Source organism: Xylophilus sp. (genome assembly GCA_009914555.1).
Taxonomy (GTDB): Bacteria; Pseudomonadota; Gammaproteobacteria; order Burkholderiales; family Burkholderiaceae_C; genus WNDY01.
Genome location: WNDY01000002.1, coordinates 98694 through 125424, shown reverse-complemented (window position 1 = coordinate 125424; position 26731 = coordinate 98694). Strand labels below are relative to the sequence as shown.

22 protein-coding genes and 1 pseudogene are annotated in these 26731 nt (G+C 69.6%); 13 read left to right on the top strand and 10 right to left on the bottom strand.

The genetic code is table 11. The features are described 5' to 3' along the window. Positions 1-5: 5 nt before the first annotated feature. A complete protein-coding gene (ilvA, locus tag GAK38_RS02340) occupies positions 6-1565 on the bottom strand; it encodes a threonine ammonia-lyase, biosynthetic (protein ID WP_325341098.1) in 1560 nt (519 codons plus the stop codon). Positions 1566-1819: 254 nt separating this feature from the next. Here ilvA and GAK38_RS02335 point away from each other — a divergent pair, with 254 nt between their 5' ends. Further along, positions 1820-2269: an OsmC family protein gene (locus tag GAK38_RS02335; protein WP_325341097.1), complete on the top strand. Its 450-nt coding sequence runs from the start codon at positions 1820-1822 to the stop codon at positions 2267-2269. Positions 2270-2288: 19 nt separating this feature from the next. On the opposite strand, the gene coq7 is transcribed toward GAK38_RS02335, so the two are convergent. Further along, entirely contained in the window at positions 2289-2906 is a 618-nt protein-coding gene (coq7, locus tag GAK38_RS02330; protein ID WP_325341228.1) for a 2-polyprenyl-3-methyl-6-methoxy-1,4-benzoquinone monooxygenase, read from the bottom strand. Between the two features lie 270 nt (positions 2907-3176). Between coq7 and GAK38_RS02325 the strand changes: the two genes are divergently transcribed. The 5 genes and pseudogenes from GAK38_RS02325 (at position 3177) to GAK38_RS02305 (ending at position 8918) form a co-directional block, all read left to right on the top strand. Beyond that, positions 3177-4283, top strand: coding sequence for a porin (locus GAK38_RS02325; RefSeq protein WP_325341095.1), 1107 nt, complete (start codon positions 3177-3179; stop codon positions 4281-4283). Positions 4284-4385: 102 nt separating this feature from the next. Continuing rightward, on the top strand, positions 4386-4577 hold the full coding sequence (locus GAK38_RS02320; protein WP_325341093.1) for a hypothetical protein: 192 nt from the start codon (positions 4386-4388) through the stop codon (positions 4575-4577). A 30-nt stretch (positions 4578-4607) separates the two neighbouring features. Beyond that, positions 4608-5838, top strand: a pseudogene (locus GAK38_RS02315) (M20 aminoacylase family protein). 29 nt (positions 5839-5867) lie between these two features. Then, on the top strand, positions 5868-7385 hold the full coding sequence (locus GAK38_RS02310) for an ABC transporter substrate-binding protein (protein WP_325341091.1): 1518 nt from the start codon (positions 5868-5870) through the stop codon (positions 7383-7385). Between the two features lie 204 nt (positions 7386-7589). Further along, the gene (locus GAK38_RS02305; RefSeq protein ID WP_325341090.1) at positions 7590-8918 is read left to right on the top strand and encodes an LLM class flavin-dependent oxidoreductase; all 1329 of its coding nucleotides are present in this window, start codon (positions 7590-7592) and stop codon (positions 8916-8918) included. A gap of 68 nt (positions 8919-8986) precedes the next feature. Here the strand turns inward: GAK38_RS02305 and GAK38_RS02300 are convergent, their stop codons facing one another. Both GAK38_RS02300 and zwf read right to left on the bottom strand, forming a co-directional pair. Beyond that, a complete protein-coding gene (locus GAK38_RS02300; protein WP_325341088.1) occupies positions 8987-9838 on the bottom strand; it encodes a MurR/RpiR family transcriptional regulator in 852 nt (283 codons plus the stop codon). 8 nt (positions 9839-9846) lie between these two features. Beyond that, the gene (gene zwf / locus GAK38_RS02295) at positions 9847-11316 is read right to left on the bottom strand and encodes a glucose-6-phosphate dehydrogenase (protein WP_325341086.1); all 1470 of its coding nucleotides are present in this window, start codon (positions 11314-11316) and stop codon (positions 9847-9849) included. A 143-nt stretch (positions 11317-11459) separates the two neighbouring features. On the opposite strand from zwf, the gene tal reads away from it, so the two are divergent. From tal to ychF, 3 genes are all read left to right on the top strand, one after another. Next, the gene (tal, locus tag GAK38_RS02290) at positions 11460-12410 is read left to right on the top strand and encodes a transaldolase (RefSeq protein ID WP_325341084.1); all 951 of its coding nucleotides are present in this window, start codon (positions 11460-11462) and stop codon (positions 12408-12410) included. 103 nt (positions 12411-12513) lie between these two features. Further along, positions 12514-14076, top strand: a complete 1563-nt coding sequence (pgi, locus tag GAK38_RS02285; protein WP_325341082.1) for a glucose-6-phosphate isomerase — start codon at positions 12514-12516, stop codon at positions 14074-14076. Positions 14077-14193: 117 nt separating this feature from the next. Continuing rightward, positions 14194-15288, top strand: coding sequence for a redox-regulated ATPase YchF (gene ychF, locus GAK38_RS02280; protein WP_325341081.1), 1095 nt, complete (start codon positions 14194-14196; stop codon positions 15286-15288). Between the two features lie 75 nt (positions 15289-15363). Here the strand turns inward: ychF and GAK38_RS02275 are convergent, their stop codons facing one another. The 4 genes from GAK38_RS02275 to GAK38_RS02260 form a co-directional block, all read right to left on the bottom strand. Continuing rightward, complete coding sequence (locus GAK38_RS02275) at positions 15364-16098, bottom strand: SDR family NAD(P)-dependent oxidoreductase (RefSeq protein ID WP_325341079.1); 735 nt, start codon at positions 16096-16098, stop codon at positions 15364-15366. A 215-nt stretch (positions 16099-16313) separates the two neighbouring features. Then, a complete protein-coding gene (locus GAK38_RS02270) occupies positions 16314-17000 on the bottom strand; it encodes an O-methyltransferase (RefSeq protein WP_325341077.1) in 687 nt (228 codons plus the stop codon). Beyond that, a complete protein-coding gene (locus GAK38_RS02265; RefSeq protein WP_325341076.1) occupies positions 16997-18322 on the bottom strand; it encodes a PepSY-associated TM helix domain-containing protein in 1326 nt (441 codons plus the stop codon). The genes GAK38_RS02270 and GAK38_RS02265 overlap by 4 nt, the downstream gene beginning before the upstream one ends. Before the next feature lie 5 nt (positions 18323-18327). Next, positions 18328-20454 carry a TonB-dependent siderophore receptor gene (locus GAK38_RS02260; protein ID WP_325341074.1) on the bottom strand — a complete coding sequence of 709 codons (2127 nt, stop codon included), beginning with the start codon at positions 20452-20454 and terminating at the stop codon, positions 18328-18330. A gap of 84 nt (positions 20455-20538) precedes the next feature. Here GAK38_RS02260 and GAK38_RS02255 point away from each other — a divergent pair, with 84 nt between their 5' ends. Beyond that, complete coding sequence (locus tag GAK38_RS02255; RefSeq protein WP_325341072.1) at positions 20539-21369, top strand: AraC family transcriptional regulator; 831 nt, start codon at positions 20539-20541, stop codon at positions 21367-21369. 99 nt (positions 21370-21468) lie between these two features. Here GAK38_RS02255 and GAK38_RS02250 read toward each other — a convergent pair whose 3' ends face one another. Together GAK38_RS02250 and GAK38_RS02245 are read right to left on the bottom strand one after the other, a co-directional pair. Beyond that, the gene (locus GAK38_RS02250; RefSeq protein ID WP_325341070.1) at positions 21469-22875 is read right to left on the bottom strand and encodes an aspartate kinase; all 1407 of its coding nucleotides are present in this window, start codon (positions 22873-22875) and stop codon (positions 21469-21471) included. Positions 22876-22984: 109 nt separating this feature from the next. Continuing rightward, positions 22985-23455, bottom strand: a complete 471-nt coding sequence (locus GAK38_RS02245; RefSeq protein WP_325341226.1) for a YqaA family protein — start codon at positions 23453-23455, stop codon at positions 22985-22987. Positions 23456-23623: 168 nt separating this feature from the next. Between GAK38_RS02245 and dusB the strand changes: the two genes are divergently transcribed. Genes dusB through purH form a run of 3 tightly spaced genes read left to right on the top strand, consistent with a single transcriptional unit; the run spans position 23624 to position 26542 of the window. Beyond that, positions 23624-24673, top strand: a complete 1050-nt coding sequence (gene dusB, locus GAK38_RS02240) for a tRNA dihydrouridine synthase DusB (RefSeq protein ID WP_325341068.1) — start codon at positions 23624-23626, stop codon at positions 24671-24673. Continuing rightward, positions 24670-24906 carry a helix-turn-helix domain-containing protein gene (locus tag GAK38_RS02235; protein ID WP_325341067.1) on the top strand — a complete coding sequence of 79 codons (237 nt, stop codon included), beginning with the start codon at positions 24670-24672 and terminating at the stop codon, positions 24904-24906. Before dusB ends, GAK38_RS02235 begins: the two co-directional genes overlap by 4 nt. A gap of 52 nt (positions 24907-24958) precedes the next feature. Further along, positions 24959-26542: a bifunctional phosphoribosylaminoimidazolecarboxamide formyltransferase/IMP cyclohydrolase gene (gene purH, locus GAK38_RS02230; protein ID WP_325341065.1), complete on the top strand. Its 1584-nt coding sequence runs from the start codon at positions 24959-24961 to the stop codon at positions 26540-26542. Positions 26543-26731: the final 189 nt, after the last annotated feature.

The window sequence follows — 26731 nt, the reverse complement described above, 5'->3', positions numbered from 1 at the left end:
CGGGGTTACTGGCTGCGCAGGAACAGCCGGTAGGCGGGGTTGGCCGTCTCCTCGATCGACGGATAGCCCAGCGTGTCCAGGAACGCGCGGAACGCCTGGCTGTCGCTGGCCGGCACCTGCAGGCCGACCAGGATGCGGCCGTAGTCCGCGCCCTGGTTGCGGTAGTGGAACAGGCTGATGTTCCAGGTCGGCTGCATCAGGCTCAGGAACTTGAGCAGCGCGCCGGGCCGCTCGGGGAAGACGAAGCGCAGCAGCCGCTCGTCGTGCGCCAGGCTGGAGTGGCCGCCGACCAGGTGGCGCAGGTGCTCCTTGGCCAGTTCGTCGTGGGTCAGGTCCAGCGTCTGGAAGCCCTGCTGCGCGAAGGCTTTGGCGATGCGCGCCGACTCGCCGCGCCCGTGGGTCGAGAGGCCCACGAACACGTGGGCGCGCTCGGTGTCGCTGATGCGGTAGTTGAACTCGGTGACGTTGTGCGGCCCGCCGGGCAGCGCGGCCACCGCCTCGCAGAAGCGTCGGAAGCTGCCGCGCTCCTCGGGAATGGTGACGGCGAACAGCGCCTCGCGCTCCTCGCCGACCAGGGCGCGCTCGGCTACGAAGCGCAGCCGGTCGAAGTTCATGTTGGCGCCGCAGAGCACGGCCGCATAGGTCTCGCCCTGCGTGCCGTGGGCGGCGGCGTACTGCTTGATCGCGGCCACCGCGAGCGCGCCGGACGGCTCGACGATGCTGCGGGTGTCGACGAAGATGTCCTTGATCGCCGCGCAGACCGCGTCGGTGTCGACGGTGACGAACCCGTCGACCAGCCCCCGGGCGATGCGGAAGGTTTCCTCGCCGATCAGCTTGACGGCCGTGCCGTCGGCGAACAGGCCCACGTCGGCCAGCGCGACGCGCCGGCCGGCGGCGACCGACTGCGCCATCGCGTCGGAGTCGTTCATCTGCACGCCGATCACCTTGATCTCGGGGCGCAGGGCCTTGATGTAGTTGGCCACGCCGGACACCAGGCCGCCACCGCCGATGGCGACGAACACGGCGTCGAGCCGGCCCGGGTGCTGGCGCAGGATCTCCATCGCGATCGTGCCCTGGCCGGCGATCACGTCCGGGTCGTCGAACGGATGCACGAAGGTCAGGCCCTGCGCGCGCTCCAGCTCGACCGCATGGGCATGGGCCTCGGAATAGCTCTCGCCATGCAGCACGACCTCGCCGCCGAAGCCGCGCACCGCATCGATCTTGACCTGCGGCGTCGTGGTCGGCATGACAATGACGGCGCGCGTGCCCAGCTTGCGGGCGCTCATCGCGACGCCCTGGGCATGGTTGCCGGCCGAGGCGCAGATCACGCCGCGGGCGAGCTGCTCGGCCGACAGGTGCGCCATCTTGTTGTAGGCGCCGCGCAGCTTGAAGCTGAACACCGGCTGCTGGTCCTCGCGCTTGAGCAGCACCGTGTTGCCAATGCGCTGGCTCAGGCTGCGTGCGGGCTCCAGCGCGGATTCGATGGCCACGTCGTAGACGCGGGCGGTGAGGATCTTTCTGAGGTAGTCCGCGGGGGACAGCGCGGCGGATGCAGAGTCGGTCATGGCAGCTGAAGGGTAGCCTGCCATCATAGTTCCCCATCTCAAGGGCGGCCGGCAAAGAAAAAAGCCCCGAGCCGTGAGACTCGGGGCTAAATCCACCAAAGGAGGAGGTGGAGGAGACAAGTGGTGCATCCACTGATGGATACGATGGGTTGAAGTATAGCGATAATTTGCTGCGTTGCAACAAGCTTGATGCGTTTGTGCCACGCTGCATGGAAGCATCGGCGCACGCTTCGACCAAGGACGAGGGGAATTCAATGGAATGTACGGTCAGCTGGACCGGCGGCGCCGGCACGCGCTCGCCGATGGGATTCGTGGCGGAAACGGGCAGCGGCCACGTGCTGGTGATGGACGGCGCCCCCGACGCCGCCAAGCCCGAGAACGGCGGCCAGAACCTGGCACCGCGACCCATGGAAACCGTGCTCGCAGGCACCGGCGGCTGCACGGCCTACGACGTGGTGCTGATCTTGAAGCGCGGCCGCCACGACGTTCGCGGCTGCACCGTGAAGCTGACGACCGAGCGCGCCGAGGTCGACCCCAAGGTCTTCACCCGCATCCACATGCACTTCACCGTGACCGGCAAGGGCATTCCGTCCGCAGCCGTCGAGCGTGCCGTCGCGCTGAGCCACGACAAGTACTGTTCGGCCAGCATCATGCTGGGCAAGACGGCCGAGATCACGACCGGCTTCGACGTGGTCGAAACCTGATTCCCGCCCCGTCAGAGGGTCAGATGTAGTGGGCGGTGGTGGTCATGACCTTGGCCGCCGCCCGCATGAGCAGCCGCGCGGGCGGCGGCAGTTCCAGCGCGCCGGCCGCGCGCGCCTGCGAAGCATGGCGCTCCTCGTCGCGTTTCATCTGCGCGACGATGGCGCGCGACGACCTGTCGCCGGGCGGCAGCTTTTCGAGATGACCGCGCAGGTGCTCGGCGACTTGGTTCTCCGTCTCCACCACGAAACCCAGGCTCGCGCGGTCGCTGATGCGCCCGGCGATCGCCCCGAGCGCGAATGCGCCGGCGTACCACAGCGGGTTGAGCAGGCTGGGCCGCGCGCCGAGCTGGTCGAGGCGGTCGCGCGTCCAGGCGAGGTGGTCCGTCTCTTCCCGCGCAGCTTCGAGCAGGTGGCGGCGCAACACGGCATTGCGCGTCGCCGCGGCCTGCCCGGTGTAGAGCGCCTGCGCGCACACTTCGCCCACGTGGTTCACGCGCATGAAGGCGGCCGACCGTTTTTTTTCTTCGGTGCCGAGCGGCACATCCACCTGGCCGGTGGCGGGGCTGGAGGCCGATGCCCGCGGGCTGGCAAAGAGCGTGCGCAGTGCCGCGTCGGCGGCGGTAAGAAGTTTGTCGATCGGTTGCATGGCGGTCCTTGTCCATCGTTTCCGAAAGGGTGGGACGGTTTGCTGTAAGCGCTGTCCGACGTTCATCCGGAATGTTGCACTGTTGCAACGAAAAGGCGTCTTGCGGAGGGGCTGAAAGGTCAAATGCTTTGCACATCATGCCGCGCTCTGGTGCAATGGACGCAACTTCCCGAAAACGGAGGTTGGCCCGGGAAACCGGCGGGATCGAGACATAACGCCCCCCGTTCCGGCGCCCGATGTTTAACCTTGGAGTAACTCGCAATGAAAAAATCCCTGATCGCCCTGGCCGTGCTTGCTGCATCGGGCGCCGCCATGGCTCAGTCGTCGGTCACCCTGTTCGGTGTCGTCGACGCCGGCGTCAGCCGTCTTTCTTCGGGTGGCAAGTCGGTGACCGGTCTGTCCAACAGCGGCAACGCGGGCAGCCGTCTGGGTTTCCGCGGCATCGAAGACCTGGGCGGCGGCCTGAAGGCCGGCTTCTGGCTCGAAGGCGCGATCTCCAACGACAGCGGCACCGGTGCTGGTGCCGGTGCTGCCGGCCCGGGCTTCGAATTCAAGCGCCGCGCCACGGTCAGCCTGCTGGGCAACTTCGGTGAACTCCGCCTGGGCCGTGACTTCATCGCCGCCTACAACGGTCTGGTCCTCCTCGGCGTCGACCCGTTCGGCGACTTGGGTGTCGGCGCATTCGGCAGCTTGTTCTACAACACCCGTAGCGCCAACGGCTTCGAAAACCGCAAGAGCAATACCGTCAACTACTTCCTGCCCGCGAACCTGGGCGGCTTCTACGGCCAAGCCCAGTTCATCTTCGGCGAGCGGGCCAGCAGCACCGTCACTACGGCCAATGGCCAATCTGGCCAGAACGGCAACGGCTACTCCTTCAATCTGGGCTACAAGAACGGCCCCCTGGCTGTCGGCGGCGCCTACACCAAGCTGAAGCACGGTCACGTCATCACCCACGGCACCTCGGCTCTGGCCACCGATACCGACAACATCAACCTGGCCGCCAGCTACGACTTCGGCTTCATCAAGCCGGTCATCGCTGTCAACCAGGAAAAGAACGACGCCTTTTCGGAAACCAAGTACCGCAACTACCTGCTGGGCCTGACGGCTCCGGTCGGCCCGGGCACGATCAAGTTCTCGTACATCGACACCAACGACAAGAGTGCCCTCAAGCAAGGCGACGCTCAGAAGTACGCTCTGGGCTACCAGTACGACCTGTCCAAGCGCACCGCTCTGTACGCCACCTACGCCCACGTGAAGAACAAGGGCACCCAGGCCACCCCGCTGAACGCCAACGGCATCAGCGGCGTGACCTTCGGCCCTGGCAGCAGCGGCAACGGCTACGACTTCGGTTTGCGTCACTCGTTCTGATGATGCGCCGCCGTCCGAGGGCCAGGCCTTCGGATGGTGTGTCACGAACCCAGGAAAACGTCAGCTTCGGCTGGCGTTTCTTTACCCTGCCGGTTGCGGCAGGTGGTCTACACGCCGCAGCCGTCCGCGCAGGCCCGCCGCCGCCAGCTGCTGGGCGAGGCGCTGCTGCACAACGAGCTGGTCGCCTACATACCGCTCTACAACCAGATCGTCCCCTGGGCCATGCGCCGCAGCGTCGAACTGCCGCACCGCGCGTACGACCGCACAGATTGGCGCAACATCCGGCTGCACTGAACGCTGCCGCTGGTGTAGATTGGCTCGGCCATGACGACTGCTGCCCTGCTGCCTCCCTTTCTCCATTGCGCAGTCCGCTACCGCGCCGGCGGCCGGGCCTTCGCGCAGATCGCGCGGTTCCATTCCGAGCTCACCGCGCTGCGGCGCGACCTGCACGCGCATCCGGAACTCGGCTTCGAGGAGGTCTACACCGGCGCCCGCGTCCGCGAGGCCCTGTGCGCGGCCGGCGTGGACGAGGTGCACGAAGGCATCGGCCGCACCGGCGTGGTCGCGGTGATCCGCGGCCGCTCCACAGCCAGCGGCAGGATGGTCGCCCTGTGCGCCGACATGGACGCATTGCCGATGGCCGAGCACAACGAGTTCGCCTGGAAGTCGGCCCGCTCCGGCCTGATGCACAGCTGCGGCCACGACGGCCACGTCGCCATGCTGCTGGGCGCGGCCCGCTACCTGGCCGCCACGCGCGATTTCGACGGCACGGCGGTGCTGATCTTCCAGCCGGGCGAGGAGGGCCTCGCCCGGCGTGCGCGTGATGAGCGTGATGATCGAGGACGGCCTGTTCGACCGCTTCCCGGTGCAGGCGGTCTACGCCATGCACAACTGGCCGGCGATGAAGCTGGGCACCGTCGGCATCAACCCCGGCCCGACGATGACCGCAGCCGACCGCATCACCATCGAGATCACCGGCCGCGGCGGCCACGGAGCGCATCCGTACCAGACGGTCGATTCGGTGCTGGTCGCCGCTCACATCATCACCGCGGTGCAGAGCATCGTGTCGCGCAGCGTGCGGGCCATCGACAGCGCCGTGGCCAGCCTGTGCGCGATGCAGGTCGGCGATCCGGGCGCCATGAGCGTCATCCCGGGCAAGGCCACACTGGTGGGCACCGTGCGCACCTTCAATCCGGTGGTGCAGGACATGGTCGAGCGCCGCCTGAGCGAGCTGTGCAGCGCCGTGGTCCTGGGCTTCGGCGCCACGGCCACGGTGAACTTCGAGCGCATCTACCAGGCCATGATCAACTCGGCGCACGAGGCGCTGTTCGCCGCCGGCGTGGCCGAATCCATCGTCGGCGGCGAGCAGGTCGTGCGCGACCTCGACCCCAGCATGGGCGCGGAGGACTTCTCCTTCATGCTCCAGGTCAAGCCGGGTGCCTACCTGCGCATCGGCCAGGGCTCGGCCGGTGCGCTGCTGCACAGCAGCCGCTACGACTTCAACGACGAGATCCTGCCGCTAGGCGCCGCGCTGCATGCGGGCCTGGTCGAGTAATCCATTTCCATGCAGTCGCCGGGTCCCTGATGAAACTCGTCTTCCGCTGCGCGGCGCTGGCCGCCGCCCTGTCCACCGCTGGCCTCGCCGCGGCGCAGACCCTGCGCATCGCCAGCCCGGGCGACACGATCTCGCTCGATCCACATGCCGCGGTGAACGAATCGGTCCAGTACAGCCTGACTTCCAACGTCTACGAGCCGCTGGTCGGCCGCAACAAGGACCTGAGCCTGGCGCCCCTGCTCTCCACCGGCTGGAGGCAGACCGCGCCGACAGTGTGGCAGTTCGCCCTGCGGGCCGGCGTGAAGTTCCAGGACGGCGCGCCGCTCGCGGCCGACGACGTGGTGTTCTCGATTGAGCGCGCGGCGCGGGCGGGCCTGCTGCCGGGCGTCGCGGGCGCGCGCGCGGTCGTTGGCCGGACGGTCGACATCGAGACGCGCCAGCCGCAGCCGCTGCTGCCCGATGCGCTGACCGAGATCGGCATCCTGCCGCGCGCCTGGGCGCAGTCCCACGATCCGGCCCGCGAGGCCAACGGCACCGGGCCGTATGCGGTGCGCGAGCGCGTGCCCGGCAGCCGCACCGTCTTCGAGCGGTTCGCCGGCTACTGGGGCAGCGTGGAAGGCAACGTGCAGCGCGTCGTCTTCACGCCGCAGCCCGATGCCGCGGCGCGCGTGGCCGGCCTGCTGAAGGACGGCTTCGACCTGGTCGAGCCGGTGCCGGTGGCCGATGCGGCGAAGGTCAAGGCCAGCGGCGAGGCACGCGTGGTGACCGGCCCCGAGTTGCGCACCATCTTCCTCGGCATGGACCAGTGGCGCGACGAGCTGCCGAACGCCAGCGTGAAGGGCCGCAACCCGTTCAAGGACGTGCGCGTGCGCCAGGCCTTCTACCAGGCCATCGACATCGAGGCGATCACGAAGAAGGTGCAGCAGGGCGCGGCGCGGCCGGCGGCGCTGATCGTCGGGCCCGGCATCAACGGCTGGACCGCCGCGCTCGACAAGCGCCTGGCGTTCGACGCGAAGGCGGCCAAGGCGCTGCTGGCCGAGGCCGGCTATCCCGAAGGCTTCGCGCTCACGCTCAACTGTCCCAGCGACCGTTACGTGAACGATGCGGCCGTCTGCCGCGCGATCGGCGAGCAGCTCGGCAGGATCGGCGTGCGGGTGCAGGTGGCCGTCGAGTCCAAGCAGACCTATTTCCCGCGGCTGCTGCGGCGCGACACCGGCTTCTACCTGCTGGGCTGGACCCCCGGCACCTACGACGCGGCCGCGGCGCTGGAGGCGCTGGCCCAGTGCCGCACGGAAGGCGCGGACGCCGGCGGCTACAACGTGGGCGGCTACTGCAACCCGGCGCTCGATGCGCTGCTGGAGCGCCTCGGCCGCGAGACCGACCGGGCGCGGCGCAACCAGCTGCTCGGCGAGGCGCTGGCGCTGCATGCCCGGGACGTGGGGCACATTCCGCTGTACCAGCAGTCGCTGTCCTGGGGCGTGGCCAATGATGCGCAAGTGGTGCAGTTGCCCGACAACCGCTTCGTCTTCAAGTGGATGAAGAAGTAAAGACAACCCCCGAGCGGCTGTCGCCGCTCCCCCCTTCTCTCTACGCGCCTCCGCTCCGGCAAGGGGGGCGACGCCAGCGCGGCGGGGCGGGCCTTGCGCGGCGTCTGCTGGCCTGAGGCCGAGGTGGCTTTTGTGCCGTGCACTGCACGAATGTCGGGTGCGCAGTAAGCTGGCCGGCCCCGTCGCCCTGCCTGCGAAAGCCGCATGTCCTCCCCACGCCCACTCCATCTCGGCGCCTTCATGCGCCCCGTCAGCATCCATACCGGCGCCTGGCGCTATCCCGGCGCGTGGCGCGATGCCAACTTCAACTTCATCCGGCTGAAGTACCTGGCCCAGCGGCTGGAGCAGGGGCGCTTCGACGCCTTCTTCATGGCCGACCACCTGGCCGTGCTCAACATGCCGGTCGAGGCGCTCCAGCGCAGCCACACGGTCACCTCGTTCGAGCCGTTCACGCTGCTGTCGGCGCTGGCCCAGCACACCACGCACCTGGGGCTGGTGGCGACGGCCTCGACCACCTACGACGAGCCCTTCCACATCGCGCGCCGCTTCGCCTCGCTCGACCACCTCTCGGGCGGCCGGGCGGGCTGGAACATCGTGACCACCAGCAACCCCGATTCGGCCCGCAATTTCGGCCGCGAGGAGCATGCGGCCCATGCCGACCGCTATGCCCGCGCCCGCGAGTTCTACGACGTGGTCACCGGCCTGTGGGACAGCTGGGCCGACGATGCCTTCGTGCGCGACGCCGACAGCGGCATCTTCTTCGACCGCGACAAGCTCCACGTGCTCGACCACAAGGGGCCGCAGCTGTCGGTGCGCGGGCCGCTGCACATCGCGCGGCCGGTACAGGGCTGGCCGGTGATCGTGCAGGCCGGCGCGTCGGAGCCCGGCCGCCAGCTCGCCGCCGAGACGGCCGAGGTGGTGTTCGCCGGCCACGGCACGCTGGAGGAGGGCCGGCGCTTCTATGCCGACGTGAAGGGCCGCATGCGCGCCATCGGCCGTGACCCGGCCCATCTGAAGATCCTGCCGGGCGCCTTCGTCGTCGTGGCGGACAGCGTGGACGAGGCCCGCGCCATCCGCGCGCGGCTCGACGGCCTGGTGCACTACGAGAGCGCGATCGCCTCGCTGTCGGTCGCGCTCGGCGTGGATGCCTCGCGCTTCGACCCCAAAGGCCCGCTGCCCGCGGAACTGCCCGAGACCAACCAGAGCAAGAGCGGCCGCGAGCGCGTGCTCAGCCTGGCGCGGCGCGAGAAGCTGACCGTGCGCCAGCTCGCGCAGCGCCTGGGCGGCTACGGCGGGCTGGCCTTCGTCGGCACCGCCAAGACCATCGCCGACGCGATGCAGCAGTGGATCGAGGAAGACGGCAGCGACGGCTTCAACGTGATGTTCCCCTGGCTGCCGGGCGGACTCGATGCGTTCGTGGATCTGGTGGTGCCCGAGCTGCAGGCGCGCGGCCTGTTGCGCCGCGAATACGAAGGTACGACGCTGCGCGACAACCTGGGGCTGCCGCGGCCGGTCAACCGGTTCTTCGCCTGAGCAGATACTCCCCCATCATAGGGTGTGTAGCGCGCACTGTCTGGGCGCTCTGGGGCCATACTCCACGGTCATGCATCGCGCTTGCTGCGCAAATTGCGCTTGATGGCTTCCAGCTGCGGCTGCAGCGCGCTGCCGATGCGCAGGGCCACGCAGGTGGCCAGCACGTCGATGACCAGCAGGTGCAGCAGGCGCGAGACCATGGGGCTGTAGCGGTCGTAGCTCTCGGGATGGTCGGCCGCCAGGTGGATGTGGCCGGCCTGGGCCAGCGGCGAGCCGCTGGCGGTGAGGACGATGGTGGTCGCGCCGTTCCTGCGGGCGAGGGCCACCGCCTCCATCAGGTCGCGGGTGCGGCCCGAGTTGGAGATGGCGACCACGCAGTCGCCCGGGCCGAGCAGCGAGGCGCTCATCACCTGGGTGTGGCTGTCGCCGTAGGCGATGGAGGTGACGCCCAGGCGGAAGAACTTGTGCTGCGCGTCCTGCGCCACGATGCCGGAGTTGCCGACGCCGTAGAACTCGATGCGCCGCCGGGTCTCGTAGGTGGCGGCGAGCGCGGCGGCCGCACGCTCCAGCGGCGCGCTGCTGGCGTCGTTGCGGTACTTGAGGAAGGCGGCGACGGTGTTGTCGACCACCTTGACCAGCACGTCGGCGCTGCTGTCGCCGGCGCCGACGCTGCGGTGCACGTAGGGCACGCCTTCGCCCACGCTCGCGCTGCCGGCCAGCTTGAGTTTGAAATCCGACAGGCCCTCGTAGCCCATGCTGCGGCAAAAGCGCACGACGGTCGGCTTGCTCACGCCCGCGCGCAGCGCCAGCTCGGCCACCGGCAGCTGCGAGAAGGCGCGCGCATCGGCCAGCACGAGCTGGGCGACGCGCTGCTCGGCCGGCGCCAGGGAAGGCAGCGAAGCCCTGATGCGGTCGAGCATGGTCCCGCTCAGGCTTCCTCTGCCCAGGCGAAGCCGTCGCGCGCGATCATCGCGCTCGCGGCGCTCGGCCCCCAGGTGCCCGCAGCATAAGGGCGCGGGCCCTGCGCGTCGCCGCGCCAGTGCTCCAGCACCGGCTGCATCCAGCGCCAGGCTTCTTCCTGCTCGTCGCTGCGCACGAAGAGGTTGAGCCGCCCGGCGATCACGTCGAGCAGCAGCCGCTCGTAGGCGCCCACGCGCTCGGAGCCGAAGCGCTTGTCGAAGTCGAGGTCGAGCTGCACCGGCGCCAGCGTCTGCGCGGCGCCGCGCCGGGCCTCGTCGCGCGCGGTCTGGCCCTCGGCCAGCAGGTGCAGCTCCAGCCCGTCGCGCGGCTGCAGGTTGATGACCAGCTTGTTGCCGGCGCCGACCGGCGTGCGGAAGATCGCATGCGGCGTGGGCTGGAAATTGACGACGATGTGCGCGTCGCGCGCGGCCAGCCGCTTGCCGGTGCGGATGTAGAACGGCACGCCGGCCCAGCGCCAGTTGGCGATCTCGGCGCGCAGCGCGACGAAGGTCTCGGTCGTGCTGCGCGCGTCCACGCCGGACTCGTCGCGGTAGCCCGGCACGCGGTGGCCGGCCGCGCTGCCGGCGGTGTACTGGCCGCGCACCACGTGCTGCGACAGGGCCTCGGGCGTCCAGCGCTTGAGCGACCGCAGCACCTTGAGCTTCTCGTCGCGGATCGCGTCGGCGCCGGCGTCGATCGGCGGCTCCATCGCCACCGCGCACAGCAGCTGCAGCGCGTGGTTCTGCACCATGTCGCGCAGTGCGCCGGTGGTCTCGTAGAAGGCGCCGCGCTTTTCCACGCCGAGGTCCTCGGCGATCGTGATCTGGATGTTGGCGATGTGCTCGCGCCGCCACAGCGGCTCGAAGAGGGCGTTGCCGAAGCGCAGCGCGAACAGGTTCTGCACCGACGGCTTGCCGAGGTAGTGGTCGATGCGGAAGATCTGGCGCTCGTCGAACGCGCGGCGCACCGTCGCGTTGATCGCGCGGTTGGATTCGAGGTCGTGACCGAGCGGCTTCTCCAGCACCACGCGGGTCCTGGGCGTGTTCAGCCCGGCGGCGGCGAGCTGCTCGCAGGCGGTGGTGAACAGCCCCGGCGCGGTCGCGAGGTAGAGCACGACGGTGTCGGCATCGCGCTCGGCCAGCGCCTTCGCCAGGCGGGCGTAGTCCTCGGGTTTGGACAGGTCCATGCGCACGAAGTGCAGCAGCGCGGCGAAGCGGGCGAATTCCTCCGCATTGGGCCGCTTGGCGCCTTCGACGCCTTCGAAGCGCTCCTGGATCAGCGCGCGGTAGGCGTCGTCGCCGAGGTCGTCGCGGGCCACGCCGATGATGCGCCCGCCCTCGGGCAGCGAGCCGTGGCGGAAGGCTTGGAACAGGGCGGGCATCAGCTTGCGCCATGCGAGGTCGCCGGTGCCGCCGAAGAGAACGAGGTCGAAACTCATGGATGCGTCGTGGGGGTGGATGCCGCTGCGGGCCGATGTGTGCGACTGTAATTGAGTTTCATGGATGGCCCCGTTTTTATGTAACCTCGGGGCTACACTGTGCGCCGCCGCCTGTCCGGCGTTCCGTTTTCCTCCCGCACGCCATGCCCAACCAGCTCGACGCCCTCAAGCAATTCACCACCGTGGTGGCCGACACCGGCGACTTCCGCCAGCTCGGCGCCTTCCAGCCGCAGGACGCGACCACCAACCCCTCGCTCATCCTCAAGGCCGTGCAGAAGGCCGACTATGCTCCGCTGCTGGCCGAGACGGTCCAACGGCACCGCGGCCAGCCGCTCGATGCCATCGTCGACCGCCTGCTGGTGCGCTTCGGCCGCGAGATCCTGTCCATCATCCCGGGCCGCGTCTCCACCGAAGTGGACGCCCGCCTGTCGTTCGACACCGACGCCACCGTGGCCCGCGCCGAGCGCATCATCGGCTGGTACCAGGCCGAGGGCATCGCGCGCGAGCGCGTGCTCATCAAGATCGCCGCCACCTGGGAAGGCATCCGCGCCGCCGGGCGCCTGGAGCGCGCCGGCATCCGCACCAACCTCACGCTGCTGTTCTCGTTCGCCCAGGCCGTGGCCTGCGGCGCGGCCGGGGTGCAGCTGATCTCGCCCTTCGTCGGCCGCATCTACGATTGGTACAAGAAGACTGCCGGCGCGACCTGGGACGAAGCCGCCAACGCCGGCGCCAACGACCCGGGCGTGCGCTCGGTGCGCCAGATCTACGCGTACTACAAGCACTTCGGCATCGCCACCGAAGTCATGGGCGCGAGCTTCCGCAACGCCGGCCAGATCCTGGCGCTCGCCGGCTGCGACCTGCTGACCATCTCGCCCGACCTGCTGGCCCAGCTGGCCGCGGCCGATGCGCCGGTCCAGCGCGCGCTCGATCCCGCGGCCGCCCGCGCGCTGGACCTGAAGCCCGTGCAGTACGACGAGCCGGCCTTTCGCTACGCCCTGAACGAGGACGCCATGGCCACCGAGAAGCTGGCCGAGGGCATCCGCGCCTTCGCCGCCGACGCGGCCCGGCTCGACCAGCTGATCCTTGCGGCCTAGAAGGGGGTATGGGCCTACAGCGCCCTTTATCCGGGCACTGTAGTATGTACGGGAAGGGGTATATACCGCGCACCTTTCTTTTCCTGCAGACGGATTCCGCACCATGACGAAGACCACGACTCTCCCGATCCGCGCCGACCAGACCCTCGCCTGGGCCACGCTTCGGCAGCATCATGCACAGGGTGCGGCCGACTTCGACGTGCGCGAGGCGCTCGCCGGCGATGCCGGCCGGGTCGCGCACTTCAGCCAGCAGATCCCGCACGTCTTCGCCGACCTGTCGAAGAACCGCATCGACGCCGCCGCCGAGCGCCTGCTGTTCGCGCTGGCGCGCGAGACCGGCTTCGACGCCCGCCGCGCCGCGCTGTTCGCCGGCGAGCCGATCAACAGCACCGAGCACCGGCAGGTTCTGCACTGGCTGCTGCGCGCGCCGCGCGACGCCGCCGTACCCCGTGCGCTGCGAGCAGACCTCGACGCCGTGCACGCCACGCTCGACGCCATGCTGGCCTATGCCGAGCAGGTGCGCGCCGACCACGAAATCACCGACGTGGTCAACATCGGCATCGGCGGTTCCGACCTCGGCCCGCAGATGGCCACGCTGGCGTTGGATGCCTTCGCGGCGCCGGGCCGGCGGCTGCACTTCGTCTCCAACGTGGACGGGCACGAGCTGGCCGGTGTGTTGAGGCGCCTGAGGCCGCGGAACACGCTGTTCCTCGTCGCTTCGAAGACCTTCACCACGGCCGAGACCATGACCAATGCGCGCTCGGCCCGCCGATGGTTCGAGGCGCAGGGCGGCAGCGACATCGCCCGCCACTTCGCAGCGCTGACCACCAACGTCGAGGCCGCGCGCGACTTCGGCATCACCACGACCTTCGGCTTCTGGGACTGGGTGGGCGGCCGCTATTCGCTCTGGTCGGCCATCGGGCTGCCGATCGCGATTGCCATCGGCGCCGGCGCTTTTCGCGAGCTGCTGGCCGGCGCGCATGCGGTGGACGAGCACTTCCGCAGCGCGCCGCTCGAATCCAACCTGCCTGCAAGGCTGGGCCTGCTCGACGTCTGGTACCGCAACTTCCACGGCTTCACCAGCCGCTGCGTCGCGCCCTACCACCAGGGGCTGCGCCGGCTGCCGGCCTATCTGCAGCAGCTGGAGATGGAAAGCAACGGCAAGCGCGTGGACCTCAACGGCGACGCGCTGCCCTTCGCCACCTCGCCGGTGGTCTGGGGCGAGCCGGGCACGAACGGACAGCATGCGTTCTTCCAGCAGCTGCACCAGGGCACGGACGTGGTGCCGCTCGAATTCATCGCGGTGCGCGAGGCGGCCCACAAGCTCGACGGCCACCAGCCGAAGCTGCTGGCCAATGCCATTGCGCAGGCGCAGGCGCTATTGCAGGGCCAGGCGGACACCGGCGGGCACAAGGACTTTCCAGGCAACCGGCCGAGCAGCTTCCTCGTGCTGGAGCGGCTGGAGCCGGCGAGCCTCGGCGCGCTGATCGCGCTCTACGAGCACCGCGTGTTCACCAGCGGCGCTGTCTGGGGCATCAACAGCTTCGACCAGTGGGGTGTGGAACTCGGCAAGGTGCTCGCGAAGGACATCGAGCCGCGGCTGGCGTCGGGCGACGTGGCGGGACTCGATCCTTCGACGGCGGCGCTGGTGCGGCGGCTGGGCTGAGGCCCGTCCGCAGGGCAGGGCGGCGCGGCCTTCTACAATCCGCGCCATCCCCTCATCCCCTCTGATACCTCTTTTCACGGCCCGGGGCGCTGCCCGCGGCCGGACGGAACCCTTCCCATGAGCCTCAAATGCGGCATCGTCGGCCTGCCCAACGTCGGCAAGTCGACCCTCTTCAACGCCCTGACCAAGGCCGGCATCGCGGCCGAGAACTACCCCTTCTGCACGATCGAGCCGAACGTCGGCGTGGTCGAGGTGCCCGACCCGCGGCTGGATGCGCTGAGCGAGATCGTCAAGCCCGAGCGCGTCGTGCCGGCGATCGTCGAATTCGTGGACATCGCGGGGCTCGTGGCCGGCGCGAGCAAGGGCGAGGGCCTGGGCAACCAGTTCCTCGCCCACATCCGCGAGACCGACGCCATCGTCAACGTGGTGCGCTGCTTCGAGGACCCGAACGTGATCCACGTGGCCGGCAAGGTCGACCCGATCTCCGACATCGAGGTCATCCAGACCGAACTCTGTCTGGCCGACCTGGCCACGGTCGAGAAGGCGCTGCAGCGCTACACCAAGGCCGCCAAGTCCGGCAACGACAAGGAAGCCGCCCGGCTGGTGCAGGTGCTGACCAAGGCGCAGGCCGCGCTCGACCAGGGCAAGCCGGTGCGCACGGTGGAGTTCACCAGGGAAGAGCTGCCGCTGTTGAAGCCTTTGTGCCTGATCACCGCCAAGCCGGCGATGTTCGTCGGCAACGTGGCCGAGGACGGATTCGAGAACAACCCCTTCCTCGACCGCCTGACCGAATACGCGGCCGGCCAGAACGCCCCGGTGGTCGCGATCTGCGCCAAGATCGAGGCCGACCTCAGCGAGATGGGCGACGAGGACCGCGCGCTGTTCCTGTCCGAGCTGGGCCAGGACGAGCCGGGCCTCAACCGCCTGATCCGCGCCGGCTTCCGCCTGCTGGGCTTGCAGACCTACTTCACCGCCGGCGTGAAGGAAGTGCGCGCCTGGACCATCCATGTCGGCGACACCGCGCCCCAGGCGGCCGGCGTGATCCACGGCGACTTCGAGCGCGGCTTCATCCGCGCGCAGACCATTTCGTTCGACGACTACATCCAGTACCGGGGCGAGCAGGGCGCCAAGGACGCGGGCAGGATGCGCGCCGAAGGCAAGGACTACGTCGTCAAGGATGGTGACGTGCTGAACTTCCTGTTCAACGTCTGAGCCGCTCTTCGGCCAGCGCCAAGCCGCCCGAGCTCCGCCCTCCGGCGGCTGGCCATCCACGCGCAGGGCGGGCGCTCAGCCGCCCAGCATGATGCCGCCGTCGACCGCCACATGCTGACCGGTGATGAAGCCGTTCTTCATCAGGAACAGGTAGGCGTCGGCCAGTTCGTCGATCTCGGCCAGCCGGCGCAGCGGAATGGTGTTTTCGAACCGGCTGCGGATGGCCGCGATCTGTTCGGCAGGTACGTCGCGCCAGAAGGGTGTGAGCGTCCAGGTCGGGCTGACCGCGTTGACCCGCACCCCGCGCGGCGCCAGTTCCACCGCCAGCCCTTCCACCAGCGCGTTGATGCCGAGGTTGCCCACGTAGCTGGCGCAGGCGTCCTGCGCCCGGCCGCCGGTGCCGGAGGTGAAGACCAGGCTGCCGCCATCGCGCAGCTGCGGCGCCAGCAGCTGCGCCAGGCGCACGTTGGTGAAGAATTTCGATTCGATCACGTGGCGGATCACCGCCAGGTCCGCGCCGAGAAAGCCGCCGCCCATCACGTCGCCCACCATCGATACCGCATGATCGACGGGCGGCAGGGATTGGAATGCGGCCTCCAGCGCGGCATGGTCATGGGCATCGACCTGGATAGTCGCCACGAACGGCGCCTTGCCGCCCAGCGCGGCGGCGGTCTCGGCCAGCCGGTCTGCGTTGCGGCCGACGATGATGAGCCGCGCGCCGTCCTCCGCGGCCCGTTCGGCCACACGGCGGCCGATACCGGAGCTGCCACCCACGACCAGCACGGTCCTGTCTTTCAGAAAATGAACCATCCGGAATACTCCTCAGGGGGGCGTCAGGGCCGAGCGGCCTCGAGCGGCCTGCGCGGCCGCTGCACATTCTGCCACCGGGCATCGCGGGGGCCGTGTGCACCCGCTCCCGCCCGCTGGGTCGACGGCCTGCCCCTGGCAGACCAGCGGCACGCGCCTTCGAACGCAGTCGCGCCGTTTCTTTCGGCGCGTCGGCTGAACCGACGCCGTTCTTGGCCTCAGTCCCGCACCGACAGCTCCACCCCACCCAGCGTGGGCCACAGCATCGAGCGGAATCCGTTGGCTGGATCGCGCACATAGTCGGTGTAGGGTCGGTAGCTCTTCGCGAACTGGCGCACGTTGTCGCACATGACGACAGCGCCCCTGCGCAGGTGCGGCGCCAGCAATTGCAGGGCCGGCAGCGCGAGCGGAATCCAGGTGTCGACCAGCACGAAGTCGACCGGTCCGTCGATGTGGCGCAGGGTTTGGAGCGCATCGCCCTCGCGCACCTGCGCATGCGCGTCGAGCCCGGCTTCGGCCAGGTGGGCGCGGGCTGCCGCGGCCTTGGTGGGTTCGATCTCGGTACCGATCACCTGGCCGCCGCCGTTGTCGCGGATGGCGGCCGCCAGGTAGAGCGTGGACACGCCGAACGAAGTGCCGACCTCCACCACGCGCCGCGCATCGAGCGCGCGGCAGAAGGTGTAGGCGAGCCGGCCCTTGTCCGGGTCCAGCGCCACCAGCTTGTCGCGCAGGAAGGCCTGGTCCGCAGCCGAGGACACGTCCACGCCGGACCGGCGGGTGAAGGGCGATAGCAGCACGCGCGGCAGATAGCGCAGCACCATCGACGGCAGCTGGCGTTTGTCCTGCGCATGCAGGCGGGTCAGCACCGCCTCGACGCGGGGATCGAGCAGAGGAGAGAGGGTCATGGCGTGGGAAGCGTTCGGGAAGGGATCGCCCTGCGCCGCGCACGCAGCGCGTGGCGGGCGATGGCGGCAAGCGGCAGGGCGACGGCGACGATGCCGGCCGCCTGCAGGAAGCCGTCGCCGACGAGGCAGGCGACCAGCCCCGCGATGGCCAGCAGGCCCAGCGCGACCGGCTCGGCGAAGTGCCGCCGTGGCGGTGCGCTGCGTGCGGGGGCATCGGGGGCCGGCGGCGCCGCAGCCGCCGTGCCGCGGCGCCGCCCCAGCCACAGCCGCAGCCCGGTCCACAGCACTACGATGGTTGCCAGGTCGAGCGCGGCCCACAGCAGCTTGAGCGGCCAGCCGCCGTAGTTGCCGAAATGCAGCGGCTGTGCCAGGAACAGCGCCTGCATGTACCAGGGCAGCCGGCGCGTGCCGGCCAGTGCGCCGGTGGCCGCGTCCACCAGCACCGGTTGCAGCAGATGCCTGCTGAGCGGTGTGCCGCCGCGCAGGAACACACCGTAGTGCGCGCGGCTGGTCAGCACCGAGCCGGGCAGCGCGATGAAGTAGGGCTGCATCTGCGGCGCTGCCGCGCGCGCGGTGGCCAGTACTGCGTCGAGCGTGACCGGCCGGCCGGTGTCCGCGGGCGCGGCGGTGGCGGCGATCTGCGTGAGCTCGCGCGCCTGCCAGACCTGCACTGCCAGGTCGCCCCAGCTGTTGACCAGGCCCGTGGCGCCGACCACCGCGGCCCAGCCCAGGGTGGCCATGCCGACGAGATTGTGCGTGTCCAGGCGGCGGATGCGCGGGCTGCTGCGGCGCAGTTCACCGAAGCGGATGCGCCGCGCGAACGGCAGGTAGACCACGACGCCCGAGACCAGCGCCGCGACGAAGAGCAGCGCGATCAGCCCGATGGCCAGCGGCCCGGCCGGGCCGAGGAAGAGCTCGCCATGGAGCTTGAGCAGAAAGCCCATCGGCCCGCGGTCGAGGGCGCCTTCGCCCAGCACCGCGCCGGTGGCTGCATCCACATGGACGGCGAGGTTCTCGCCGGGCGGCGAATCGGCCGCGCGGCCCAGTGCCAGGCCGACCACGCCGGGCGTATCGTCGTCCCACAGCACGAACTGCACGTGCAGGCCCGGATGGCCGGCCAGCACGTTTGCGACGATCGCGTCGGTGGGCAGCGGTGCGGCGGTGGCGTCGTGGCTGCGCACGCCGTAGCCCAGCCAGTCGTCGATCTCGTCGTGGAAGACCAGCGGCAGGCCGGTGATGCACAGCAGCAGCAGGAACAGCGTGCAAGCCAGGCTGCTCCAGCGGTGCACCCAGCCCCAGCGGCGTAACGCAGCGGCCTTCATCGCCATCACCACCGGCGGCGCAGCGTCACGGTCGCGGTGCGCGGCTGGATGTAGTTGCAGGCCGCATAGCCGTTGGAGCAGACGACGGCGCGGCGGTCGAACAGGTTGGCCACGTTGAGCGCGAGCTGGTAGCCGCCCTGCTCGTAGCGCGCGCCCGCGTCGGCCACGAAGAAGCCGGCGACCGGCTGGGTGTTGGCCGTGTCGGCGAACGAGCGGCCGACGTAGCGCACGCCGGCATGCCAGCCGAACTCGCCAGCGAAGGCGGTGCTGTGGATGTGCTGGTCGACCCAGGCCGATGCGGTGTCGCGCGGCACCGAGACCGGGTGCTTGCCCAGGTCCGAGCCGTTGCTGCGCGCCACCTTGTTGTCGAGGTAGGTGAGGGCGGCGACCAGCGACAGGCTGCGGCCGATGTCGGCGTGGCCTTCGAGCTCGATGCCGCGCGCCCGGGCCCGGCCGCTCTGCACCTGGGCGTACAGGCCGTGCGACAGGTCGGGATCGGAGGTCTGCACGTTGTCTTGCACCAGGTCGAACACGGCCAGGGTGGCAAAGGCGCGTGCGCGGGCCGGCTGGTACTTCAGACCGGCCTCCCACTGCCGGCCCCTGGTCGGCTTGAACGGCTGGCCCTGCCAGTCGGTGCCGGTGGTCGGCAGGAACGAGGTCGAATAGCTCAGGTAGGGCGCGAGCCCGCTGTCGGTTTCGTACAACAGCCCGAGCCGGCCGGTACCGGCCTGGTCGCGCACGGAAAGGCGGGAGGCGGGGCTGCGGTTGTCGGTATCGGCCCGCGCGCGGTCATGGCGCAGGCCGGCCAGCAGCATCCAGTGGTCCCAGCGCACCTCGTCCTGCACGTAGAGGCCGGTCTGGCGCAGCCGACGCACCTGGTCGGTCAGCGCAATGCTGGGCGATGCCACGGCCTGGCCGTACTGCGGCGCGAACACGTCGAGCGCCGAAGCCGTGCCGAACAGCCAGCGCACGTCGGACCGGGTGGCCTGCTCGTCCACGCCCAGGAGCAGCGCATGGTGCACCGCGCCGGTGTCGAATTCGCGCTCCAGCCGGTTGTCGAAGGTCCAGGCGCCGATGCGGTCGCGGTCGGTGAAGGCGGCACGGGTCAGCGTTCGCTGGTCGGACGCCAGGCCCAGGCCGTAGACCAGTGCCAGGTCCGAATCCAGGTGCGCATAACGCAGGCTCTGGCGCAGGCGCCAGCCGCCGTCGAAGCGGTGGTCCAGCTCGTAGCCGGCAGCCGACTGGGTGCGGCGGTCGTGGTTGAAGCCGGGCTCGCCGTCGAAGAAGCTGCGGGCGATGCGGCCGTTGGGATTGGACAGCAGCGAGCCCTGCGCCGGCACGTAGCCGAAGGAGCCGGTGGCCGGGTCGTGCAGGTAGCGCGCGTGGACGGTGAAGGTGGTGCGCGCGTCCGGCCGCCAGGTCAGCGAGGGCGCGATGGCAAAGCGCTCGGAGCGCGTGTGGTCCACCGAAGTGTCGCCCGTGTGGCCCACAGCGGTCAGCCGGTAGGTGAGTTGGCCGTCGGCGTCCAGCGGGCCGGTGAAGTCGCCGCCGGCCTCCACGCGGCCGAAGCTGCCGGCGCGCACGAACACCTCGTGGCTGGATTCGCGCTGCGGCCGCTTGCTGGCCAGGTTGACCAGTCCGCCCGGGCTGTTCTGGCCGTAGAGCACCGACGACGGGCCTTTGAGCACCTCGATGCGGTCGATGAAGTACGGGTCGTTCTGGAAGAAGCCGAAGCTCGCATACGGCTGTTTCAGCCCGTCGAGGTACACCGAGCCGAACGGGCCGAAGCCGCGGATGTACTGGAAGTCCTCCCGCGCGGCCGATGCGCCGCGGGTCTCGACCACCACGCCAGCCGTGTAGCGCAGGGCCTGGTCCACGGTCTGCACCGCCTGGCGCTCGATCTGCGCGCCGGTCACGACCGAGATGGCCTGCGGCGTCTCGATCAGCGGCGTGTCGGTCTTGGTGGCCGTCTCGGCGCGGGTGGCGGTCACGGTGACGGCGCGCAGCTCGGCCTGTGCGGTATCGGCGTCGGCAGCCAGGGCCGAGAAGGGCAGGACGCTGGCCAGCAGCAACGCCCGGGATGCGCGTGTCCGGCGGCGCTGCGCGGAGGCGGTCAGGTCAGGGCGGGTCATGGATGCAATTGAGAATGGATCGCACCACGAAATGTAGAATTGCCCGCCAGAGGAAGTCTGGCCAAGAAATAGCGAGAAGCGGACATGGCAGGTACCGAAGCACATCCGGGAGCGCATGGCGAGGAGATTCCGCTCTACCCCTTCTTCGGCGGCGGGCGCAGCCTGGTGTTCGCCCACGACTACCCGGCCAGTTCGGCCCAGCCGCAGCACCGCCACGACGTTGCGCAGTTGCTGCATGCGGTCCGCGGCGTGATGCGCGTGACCACGCCCGGCGGCTACTGGGTCGTGCCGCCGGGTCGGGGCATGTGGATACCAGCCTGGATGCCGCATGCGATCCACATGGTCGGGCCGGTGTCGATGTGCACGCTCTACGTGGCTGCGCACGCCATGCCGGCGCCGTGCGAGGCCTGCGCGGTCGTCGTGGTGCCGGCGTTGCTGCAGCGGCTGCTGGGCGAGCTGGCCCTGCACGATCCGCGCGACGCGGCGCCGCCCGGGGCGCGCCAGCGGGCGATGGAAGACCTGCTGCTCATCGAGATCGCCGGCATGGAGCAGTTGCCGCTGCACGTGGCACTGCCCGCCGATGCGCGCCTGCTCCGCCTGTGCGAGGAGGTGCTGGCCCGACCACAGGACGCCCGCACGCTGGAGGACCATGCGGACCGCGTCGGCGCCAGCCCGCGCACGCTGCGCCGGCTGTTCCAGCAGCAGCTGGGCATGGGCTTCGGTGCCTGGCGGCAGCAGGTGCGGCTGATGGAAGCGCTGGCCAAACTGGCCGAGAGGGAGCCGGTCGCCAAGGTCGCGGCCGACCTGGGCTATGCCGCACCCAGCGCCTTCATCGCGATGTTCCGGCGCAGCATGGGGCGCTCGCCGCGCGGCTATCTGCCGGAGTCGGCGGCCGATCCCCCGGCGGCCAACTGAGCCAATACCCCCGAGGTAGACTGCCTTGGGCGCGCATCAGACGGGCGGCTGGGGCATATACCCCCTGATATGGCGGAAGGCCGCGGACGCCTGCCGGGTTCAGGCGTTGACGCAGAGCGCCTGGTTGAGCGCCTTCACCGCCGTCTTGTAGTCCTCGCGTTCGATCACGAACTGCATGCTGACCTGGCGCAGCGTCTGCGACACGCAGTTCACGTTCACGTCCGCATCGGCCAGTGCCTGCGCGGCCTTGGCCAGCACGCCCGGGATGCCGATGTTGGAGCCGATCGCGCAGACGATGGCGCTCTTCTTGACGGTCACCACCTGGTAGCGGCCCTGGAGTTCTTCCACCAGCTCCGGCGTGATCTGGTTGTCCCAGACCAGGTGGGCGATGGAGTTGGCATTGGTGGCCTTGAGCAGGTAGCTCACGCCGTGGCGGCAGATGACTTCGAGCAGCCCGGCGTCGAAGCCGACGGTGCCGACCATGCTCGGGTCGTGGATCTCCAGCAGCGTCACCTTGTCGCTGCCGGTCACGATCTCGACGCGCGCGCGCTGGCCGACGAAGTCCTTGGTGATCAGGGTGCCGGGGTGGTCCGGCTCGAAGGTGTTCTTCAGCCGGATCGGAATGCCGGCCAGCTCCATCGGCTTGGCGGCCTTGGGATGGATGGCCTCCATGCCCACGTCGGCCAGCTGGTCGGCCACGTCGTAGTTGGTGGCGCCGACCACGATGGCGTTTTCCAGCCCCACGAGGTTGGGATCGGCCGAGGACAGGTGGAACTCCTTGTGGATCACCGCCTCGGCCGGCCGGACCTCGACCGCGATCTTGCTGAAGGTCACCTCGGAGTAGCCGCGGTCGAACTCCCGCATGATGCCTTCGGTGCCCTTGGTATAGCCGGTGGCCACGATCACGTTGTTGGCCAGGTCCAGGCCCTTGAAGCTGTGGGCGATGCGCTCGTCGATGGTCCAGGCCTCGTTGTCGTCGCAGCCGGCGAGGTCGAGCAGCACGGCCTTCACGCCGTGGGCCTTGATGATTTCCACCGAGTTGAAGGCGCTGTGCGATTCGCCGATGGAGGCCAGCACCTCGCGCGCGGCCAGCAACACGTCGCGGCGGCTCAGGTAGCCGCTGGCCAGCACGTGGTGCATGGCGCCCAGGTATTCGCGGGCCTGGGCGATGCGGTGGTCGACGAAGGCATCGGCCACGTCCAGCGGCAGGCGCAGGCCGGCGAAGCCGGCGTTGAGCTTCTTGAGGCTTGCGGCCAGCTGCGCCAGCGCGTCCTGGTAGCCCTGGCCTTCGGCGAACAGCGCGTAGATGCCGCGCTCGCCGGTCTTCTTGTGCTCCAGCAGCTGGTTGGTCACCCCGGAATACGCCGACACTACGTAGATCCGGCCGTAGATGCGCTCGGGGTCGTGCAGCACGATGTGACGCAGCACGTCACCAAAAGCCGTCATGGAGGTGCCGCCGATTTTTTCGACGGAGATCTGCGGGTTCAGGGCAAGGTTCGAGGACATTCTTGGCGTTTCAGGGAAGCCGGGCAGCGGAAACGGCCTGAGCGGCTCTCCTGCGGAAGGCCCGGCCTAAAGCCCGTGATTTTCCCTCAAGTCGAAAGCGGCCCGCCGCTCAGCCCGGCAAGGCGTAGACCAGCGCCGCCGTCATCGCCAGGTAGCGCAGGAACTTGCCGATCGCCATGTAGATGAGGCAGGGCCAGAACGCCAGCCGCAGCCAGCCGGCCACGGCGCAGAGCGGGTCGCCCACCAGCGGCAGCCAGCTCAGCAGGCAGGCCTTGGGGCCGAGCCGCTCCCGCCACACCAGCACGCGCGCGTGGTGCCTGCTGTGGCTGTACTTGTCGGCCACCTTGTGGGCGCCCCAGCCCAGCCACCAGTCGAAGGCGCCGCCCAGCGTGTTGCCGGCGGTGGCGACCAGGATGGCCGGCCAGAACAGCCCCGGGTTGAGCCGCAGCAGGCCGTAGAGCGCCGGCTCCGAGCCCAGCGGCAGCAGCGTCGCCGACACGAACGAGACGATGAACAGGGTGCTCAGTCCGTACTCGGGCAGCGCGAGCAGCGCGGTCAGGGAGGCGAGCCAGTCTTGCAGCATGGGCCGCGAGTATAGGAACCGACGAGCGCCCGGGCTGTCGGCCGGCACGCCGTGAAAGGAAAACAATTGCACCGTTCGTGGTTGCTGAATTTTTCAGCAGGTACAATCCCGCCTCTTCCGCGCCCGCCGCCCGTTTCCTCCTTTCCCCGCCCTCGCTTGCCCGCCATGCAGATCGGCCCATTCGTCCTGCCGAACAACGTCTTTGCCGCGCCCATGGCCGGCGTGACCGACCGGCCGTTCCGCCAGCTCTGCAAGGCACTCGGCGCGGGCTATGCGGTCAGCGAGATGGTGACCTCGCGGCGCGACCTGTGGGCGAGCCTGAAGACCTCGCGCCGCGCCAACCACGAGGGCGAGACCGCGCCGATCGCCGTGCAGATCGCCGGCACCGACGCGGCCATGATGGCCGAGGCCGCGGCCTACAACGTGGAGCGGGGCGCGCAGATCATCGACATCAACATGGGCTGCCCGGCCAAGAAGGTCTGCAACAAGTGGGCCGGCTCGGCGCTCATGCAGGACGAGCCGCTGGCCGTGGCCATCGCGGCCGCCGTGGTCGAGGCCTGTGCGCCGCATGGCGTGCCGGTCACGCTCAAGATGCGCACCGGCTGGTGCGAGGCCGGCCGCAACGCGGTCGCGCTGGCCCGCCGGTTCGAGGGCGTGGGCATCCGCATGCTCACGGTGCACGGCCGCACGCGCGAACAGGGCTACAGCGGCTTCGCCGAATACGACACGATCCGCGAGGTCAAGCAGGCCGTCGCCATCCCCGTGGTGGCCAACGGCGACGTCGATTCGCCCGGGAAGGCGCGCGACGTGCTGGCGGCCACCGGCGCCGATGCGGTCATGATCGGCCGCGCCGCCCAGGGCCGGCCGTGGATCTTCCGCGAGGTGGCGCACTTCCTCGCGACCGGCGAGCACCTCGCGCCGCCGCTGGTGGCCGAGGTGCGCCGCCTGCTGGTCGAGCACCTGCATGCCCACTACGCGCTCTACGGCGAGCCGACCGGCGTGCGCAGCGCGCGCAAGCACATCGGCTGGTACGTGCGCGCCATGCCGGGCGGCGAGGAGTTCCGCCGCCACATGAACACTTTGGAAGACTGCGCCGCCCAGTTGCGCGCGGTCGAAGGCTTCTTCGACACGCTGGCCGGCCGCATGGACCGCCTGCCGGCCGCGCCGGCACCAGTCCCGGACGAAGAAGCATCACTCGGAATCCCGACGGTATGAGCAAGAAACAGATCGAAGAATGCATCCGCGACAGCCTGGAGGGGTATTTCGACGACCTGGGCGGCGAGCAGCCCGACGGCATGTACGACATGCTGGTGCGCATCGCCGAAAAGCCGCTGCTCGAAGTGGTCATGCGCCATGCCGAGGGCAACCAGTCGCGCGCGGCCGAATGGCTGGGCCTGAACCGCAACACGCTGCGAAAAAAACTCGTGGAGCACAAGCTCCTGAAGTGAGCGCGCCGCTGTCGCCGCCCATCATTTTCGAATTCCCTTTCCATCCCACACCATGACGACAGCACTCCTCTCCGTCTCCGACAAGACCGGCGTCCTCGCGTTCGCGCAGGGCCTGCACGCGCTGGGCATCAAGCTCCTCTCGACCGGCGGCACCGCCCGGCTGCTGGCCGAGGCCGGCCTGCCGGTGACCGAGGTGGCCGAGCACACCGGCTTTCCGGAGATGCTCGACGGCCGCGTCAAGACGCTGCACCCCAGGATCCACGGCGGCCTGCTGGCCCGCCGCGACCTGCAGGCCCATGTGGCAGCGATCGCGCAGCACGGCATCGAGACCATCGACCTGCTGGTCGTCAACCTGTATCCGTTCGAGGCCACCGTCGCCAAACCGGGCTGCACGCTGGAAGACGCGATCGAGAACATCGACATCGGCGGCCCGGCCATGGTGCGCTCCGCCGCCAAGAACTGGAAGGACGTCGGCGTGCTGACCGACGCCGCCCAGTACGACGTCGCCCTGGCCGAGCTGAAGGCCGACGGCCGGCTCGGCGACAGGACCAGGTTCGCGTTCGCGGTCGCCGCCTTCAACCGCATCGCCCAATACGACGCGGCCATCAGCGACTACCTTTCCTCCATCGGGCCGGACGGCGCGCGCGCCGCGTTCCCCGGCCAGAGCAACGGCAGCTTCGTCAAGCTCCAGGATCTGCGCTACGGCGAGAACCCGCACCAGCAGGCTGCCTTCTACCGCGACCTGTACCCGGCGCCGGGCTCGCTGGTCACCGCCCGGCAGCTGCAGGGCAAGGAGCTGAGCTACAACAACATCGCCGACGCCGATGCCGCCTGGGAGGCCGTCAAGAGCTTCGACACGCCTGCATGCGTGATCGTCAAGCATGCCAACCCGTGCGGCGCGGCCGTGGGCGCCAACCCGCTGGAAGCCTATTCCAAGGCCTTCAAAACCGATTCCACCTCGGCCTTCGGCGGCATCATCGCCTTCAACACCGTGCTCGACGGCGCGGCGGCCCAGCAGGTCGCCCGGCAGTTCGTCGAGGTGCTGCTGGCGCCGGGCTATACGCCCGAGGCGCTCGAAGTCTTCAAGGCCAAGGCCAACGTGCGCGTGCTGGAGATCCCGCTCGACGGCGTGAAGCGCGACGGCAGGACCGCCTGGGAGCGCGGCCTGAACAGCCATGACGTCAAGCGCATCGGCTCGGGCCTGCTGGTGCAGTCGGCCGACAACCACGAGCTGACCCGCGCCGACCTGAAGGTCGTCACCGCGCTGCACCCCACCGCGCAGCAGATCGACGACCTGCTGTTCGCCTGGAACGTCGCCAGGTTCGTCAAGAGCAACGCCATCGTCTACTGCGCCGGCGGCATGACGCTGGGCGTGGGCGCCGGCCAGATGAGCCGCATCGACTCGGCCCGCATCGCCAGCATCAAGGCCGCCAACGCCGGCCTCTCGCTGCAAGGCTCGGTCGTCGCGAGCGACGCCTTCTTCCCGTTCCGCGACGGGCTGGACGTGGTGATCGACGGCGGCGCCGCCGCCGTCATCCAACCCGGCGGCAGCGTGCGCGACCAAGAGGTCATCGACGCGGCCGACGAGCGCGGCGTGGCGATGGTCTTCACCGGCGTGCGCCATTTCCGGCATTGAGAACCGCTGCACCAACAGCAGGGCGCCCGCGGCGCCCTTTTGGGGGTCCGTGGTGCTGGCCCAGCAGCCATCGTTTGATAGTGATTCCTATTTGATGGCTATCATTGCCGGCCATGAGCACGCCGGCCCGCCTTCCACTGCTTGACGAATTCCCCCTCCAGTATGAAGCGCTGGTGCGTTTCCTGCGGG

What these genes read in the sequence shown, in the direction of transcription:
- tal (WP_325341084.1), top strand. Translation starts at nt 11,460, where the DNA reads ATGCCCAACCAGCTCGACGCCCTCAAGCAATTCACCACCGTGGTGGCC.
- GAK38_RS02255 (WP_325341072.1), top strand. Translation starts at nt 20,539, where the DNA reads ATGGCAGGTACCGAAGCACATCCGGGAGCGCATGGCGAGGAGATTCCG.
- zwf (WP_325341086.1), bottom strand. Translation starts at nt 11,316, where the DNA reads ATGAGTTTCGACCTCGTTCTCTTCGGCGGCACCGGCGACCTCGCATGG.
- GAK38_RS02305 (WP_325341090.1), top strand. Translation starts at nt 7,590, where the DNA reads ATGTCCTCCCCACGCCCACTCCATCTCGGCGCCTTCATGCGCCCCGTC.
- dusB (WP_325341068.1), top strand. Translation starts at nt 23,624, where the DNA reads ATGCAGATCGGCCCATTCGTCCTGCCGAACAACGTCTTTGCCGCGCCC.
- GAK38_RS02235 (WP_325341067.1), top strand. Translation starts at nt 24,670, where the DNA reads ATGAGCAAGAAACAGATCGAAGAATGCATCCGCGACAGCCTGGAGGGG.
- GAK38_RS02335 (WP_325341097.1), top strand. Translation starts at nt 1,820, where the DNA reads ATGGAATGTACGGTCAGCTGGACCGGCGGCGCCGGCACGCGCTCGCCG.
- GAK38_RS02325 (WP_325341095.1), top strand. Translation starts at nt 3,177, where the DNA reads ATGAAAAAATCCCTGATCGCCCTGGCCGTGCTTGCTGCATCGGGCGCC.
- purH (WP_325341065.1), top strand. Translation starts at nt 24,959, where the DNA reads ATGACGACAGCACTCCTCTCCGTCTCCGACAAGACCGGCGTCCTCGCG.
- GAK38_RS02265 (WP_325341076.1), bottom strand. Translation starts at nt 18,322, where the DNA reads ATGAAGGCCGCTGCGTTACGCCGCTGGGGCTGGGTGCACCGCTGGAGC.
- ychF (WP_325341081.1), top strand. Translation starts at nt 14,194, where the DNA reads ATGAGCCTCAAATGCGGCATCGTCGGCCTGCCCAACGTCGGCAAGTCG.
- GAK38_RS02310 (WP_325341091.1), top strand. Translation starts at nt 5,868, where the DNA reads ATGAAACTCGTCTTCCGCTGCGCGGCGCTGGCCGCCGCCCTGTCCACC.
- ilvA (WP_325341098.1), bottom strand. Translation starts at nt 1,565, where the DNA reads ATGACCGACTCTGCATCCGCCGCGCTGTCCCCCGCGGACTACCTCAGA.
- GAK38_RS02260 (WP_325341074.1), bottom strand. Translation starts at nt 20,454, where the DNA reads ATGACCCGCCCTGACCTGACCGCCTCCGCGCAGCGCCGCCGGACACGC.
- GAK38_RS02270 (WP_325341077.1), bottom strand. Translation starts at nt 17,000, where the DNA reads ATGACCCTCTCTCCTCTGCTCGATCCCCGCGTCGAGGCGGTGCTGACC.
- GAK38_RS02300 (WP_325341088.1), bottom strand. Translation starts at nt 9,838, where the DNA reads ATGCTCGACCGCATCAGGGCTTCGCTGCCTTCCCTGGCGCCGGCCGAG.
- GAK38_RS02275 (WP_325341079.1), bottom strand. Translation starts at nt 16,098, where the DNA reads ATGGTTCATTTTCTGAAAGACAGGACCGTGCTGGTCGTGGGTGGCAGC.
- GAK38_RS02250 (WP_325341070.1), bottom strand. Translation starts at nt 22,875, where the DNA reads ATGTCCTCGAACCTTGCCCTGAACCCGCAGATCTCCGTCGAAAAAATC.
- pgi (WP_325341082.1), top strand. Translation starts at nt 12,514, where the DNA reads ATGACGAAGACCACGACTCTCCCGATCCGCGCCGACCAGACCCTCGCC.